Below are 3,153 nucleotides of genomic sequence, written 5' to 3'. Positions count from 1 at the left end.
GTGGCGCTATTTAGGTACAGACCCTAGAACATGTCTCCGCGCAAAGCGCTCGATGGAGTCGAGCGGGTTCGCTCAAACGGCGCAATTGCCTTTCCCTAGAAGGTTTCGATCGACTAGGAATTGTTTTCAGACTCGAAGACAGCGTTCGATCATACTGGCCAGCCCGCTCAACGCGTAGCAGATCACAAAGAATATGCTCAGCACGCCCAGATAGATCTCGATGGCGTGTGAGTCTCCGGTTCCGACATACGCTAGTCTTTCTATCATTTGACGCGCCGATCCCAAGAGATCCGACACCCCAACAACGGACGTCAGTGCACTCGCCTGGACGAGAACGGTGAGCTGCCCGACGTAGGGCGGCAACGCACGCCGAAATGCTTGTGGCAAAATGACGAACACAAGCGCTTCCGTTGCGCTCAAGCCAAGCGCTCGGGCGCCCTGCTCTTGGCGATGTGGAATTGAATCCAAGGCGCCTCGAAAGACCTCACCGATGTTCGCCCCGCCCCAGAGCCCCAATCCGATTATTGCGGCCGTGAGTGGGCCCGTGCGGAGACCAATTTGCGGAAGGGCAAAGAACACGAAGAGGAGTATCATAAGCGACGGCACGCCGCGGAACAACTCAACGTAAAGCCGTCCGACAAAGCGCGCGAACGTGAGCGTGCTTTGCGACAGCGCCGCGATCAGGAGACCAAGGATTGTCGCCAAAATGACGGTGAGCAGCGAGATCCACAAAGTAACCAAAAGGCTCTTACCAAGGTAAAGGGTGACAGGCCAAACCCAGTTGGTCATTTAACTACTCCCAGCCCCGGAACCGCGAGCCTGCGCTCGAACGTACGAGACAAAGCGCTTAGGATGCTGCACACCAGCAGGTACATGAGACAAGCGATTCCGAAGGTCTCAAACACTTTAAACGTATCTGACACGATCCGGTTGGCGACATAGGTCAATTCCTGATAGCCGACGACGATCATGAAGGAGGACGACCTGAACTGCGTGATCGCCGTGGTTGTTGTTCCGGTGATCGCGATGCGCAACGCGATCGGGAGTGTGATGTCAAGAAAGGTCTGGAACGCCGGCAAGCCGAGAGCGCGAGCTGCCGTCACTTCGCCTTTCGGCACAGCTTCGAATGCGGCCCTGAAGACCTCCGTTTGATAAGCACCGCCCCACAATGCGAGCGCTAGCCAGGAAGTCTCGAACGGCGTCAGACGGATGCCTATGTCGGGTAGCGCGCAGAACAGAAAGAGCTGGCTCCGGAAATCTGGACAGGGCGATGAGTGGAGTTTCTGCCTGACGGCGGGCAAGATTGTCCCGCGAATCAGGAGAGACGATGAGCAGACGAGCCCGCCGGCAGCACGCACTCGCATTCAAGGCCAAGGTGGCGTTAGCGGCGATCAAGGATCAAGGGCGAGATGACGCTGGCCGAGCTGGCTGAGCATTTCGACATGCATCCGAACCGGATCACGCAGTGGAAGTCCCAGCTTCAGGAAGCGGCGGCCGAGGTCTTTGGTCCTCGCGGTGGCAACAGAACGAGCGAGCCCGCGGGGGACGTGAAAACGCTGCACGCCAAGATCGGGGAGCTGACGCGCTCCAAGGGCAGGTGAACAAAGCCGAATGCCTTGGCACGCCGCTGCAAATTGTTGACCACTCGCGTCCGGTAGCGCGTCTCGTAGGACGAGGCCCCGGGATCGACATAGTCCATTCCGTATCGCACAGCATTGTAGAACAGAACTGCGATCTTCCGGGCCGTGGCGGTCACGGCCTTGGTCTTGCCAAAGCACTACTGCCGCTTCACAGCATAATGGCTGATCAGCCGTCGCAGTTCAGTTTCCGCCGCTGCGGTTGAACCAATACCTCGCTCAGGCAGTTGCTTGATCCTTCGATCTGGATGAAGGACCGCGTGGTCAAGCAGCAGACGCCGCTTCACAGACTGAGGCCGCGTTTGTTGAGCACCGTGTCCCTCAGAGCACCCTTGATCTCGCGAGCGATGTCCTTGCTGACCTGGGGTCCGAACTCCCGCTCGGCATCCGCAACGACATCGGCCTCAGCGCCGATCAGTCCCGCTTCAACGAGCTTTTGCTTCAGTCGGCCCGGGAACTCCTCCTCCAAGGCATCGGCGAGCTTTTCCTCCATCGTGGCATGGTGTTCCGGTTCAATGCGGAGCACCACATCGTCCCAAGGTTTCCAGTCCGTCGCCAAATAGTCGGCGAACCCCGTCGCCTCCTTGCTCCGCACAGACGTCTCAGCCCTGTCAATGTCTTCCTCGGTGAGGTGAGAGTCGTAGAAGTAGTTCATGTCCGGGGCGATGTGCTGCAGCCCCAGCCGCTCGCGCAGCGTGGCCTGATAGGCAAGGTAGACCTCGATTTCGTCGACGTTGTTGATGGTGCCGCCTGTGCGGAGCGATTGGACCTTCTCGCGCGCGATCCCCCCCAGTGCCTCCAAGCGGAACATGACACGGCCTAGATCAACGAGGGCCGCTACCCCCTCGTTATTGTCATAGAGCCCGTTCTCGACGTTGGCGATCAGGCGCGCGGTTTGCATGCCGTTCCAGGTCAAAGTTCTGCGATCCGCGCAGCTCTCGTTGGCGTCAAGAGCAAGCTGGAAGTACTGCGCGCGCAATTGCGGGTTGGCCGCTGCCTGCCGCAGATCATTGGCCACCCCCTGCTGGAATCCTTCGTTCCCAGAGTTCACGGTATTCCGCAGCCCGTTGAGGAAGTCTGCGTATTGCTGGGCACCGGGTTCTTCTGCAAAGCTCTGCCACTTGGCCACCACCTCGGGATCGCCCTCCTTCGGATCCCCGTTGAGCCAGTCCGCTACTGCCTCGGGAAGAGACTCCGCAGCTACTGTCTCGAGAGGAAACGGCGCAACGGCGGCGTCCTCCCACTGATCTTCGTGCGTCTCAGACAAATCAAAGACGACCCTCGGGCCGGCATACCCATCGGTACTTTGGATTGTGTCCAGGTTCATCAGCATCTCCTGGGGCAGCGGATTGCCAGACACAACCACCTCCGCAGCAGCCCCCAACTGCGTTAGCAAGCCCGTGGGTAGGCTGGTTAGCTGGTTATCGTTAAGGTAAAGTCTTCCGAGACTGGTCGGGAGAGTCTCGGGCAGGCTCGTCAATTGGTTTACACCAACGTCAAGGCTTCCGAGACTGGC

Annotated in this window: 3 protein-coding genes and 2 pseudogenes; 1 reads left to right on the top strand and 4 read right to left on the bottom strand. The window is 59.0% G+C overall.

The features are described 5' to 3' along the window. Positions 1-126 precede the first annotated feature (126 nt). The gene (locus IC50_RS37795; protein WP_011084494.1) at positions 127-789 is read right to left on the bottom strand and encodes an amino acid ABC transporter permease; all 663 of its coding nucleotides are present in this window, start codon (positions 787-789) and stop codon (positions 127-129) included. Further along, complete coding sequence (locus IC50_RS37790) at positions 786-1,301, bottom strand: ABC transporter permease subunit (RefSeq protein WP_035716734.1); 516 nt, start codon at positions 1,299-1,301, stop codon at positions 786-788. Before IC50_RS37790 ends, IC50_RS37795 begins: the two co-directional genes overlap by 4 nt. 26 nt (positions 1,302-1,327) lie before the next feature. On the opposite strand from IC50_RS37790, the pseudogene IC50_RS37785 reads away from it, so the two are divergent. Then, positions 1,328-1,583, top strand: a pseudogene (locus tag IC50_RS37785) (transposase); the annotation flags it as partial. Between the two features lie 8 nt (positions 1,584-1,591). On the opposite strand, the pseudogene IC50_RS43640 reads toward IC50_RS37785, so the two are convergent. Both IC50_RS43640 and IC50_RS37775 read right to left on the bottom strand, forming a co-directional pair. Beyond that, positions 1,592-1,771, bottom strand: a pseudogene (locus IC50_RS43640) (IS110 family transposase); the annotation flags it as partial. A gap of 149 nt (positions 1,772-1,920) precedes the next feature. Then, the gene (locus IC50_RS37775) at positions 1,921-2,964 is read right to left on the bottom strand and encodes an NEL domain-containing protein (protein ID WP_244429726.1); all 1,044 of its coding nucleotides are present in this window, start codon (positions 2,962-2,964) and stop codon (positions 1,921-1,923) included. Between the last annotated feature and the right edge of the window lie 189 nt (positions 2,965-3,153).

Source organism: Bradyrhizobium genomosp. I (2014), from assembly GCF_000261685.1.
GTDB lineage: Bacteria > Pseudomonadota > Alphaproteobacteria > Rhizobiales > Xanthobacteraceae > Bradyrhizobium.
The sequence above is the reverse complement of the archived record's forward strand: the minus strand, read 5'-3'. Positions and strand labels throughout refer to the sequence as shown.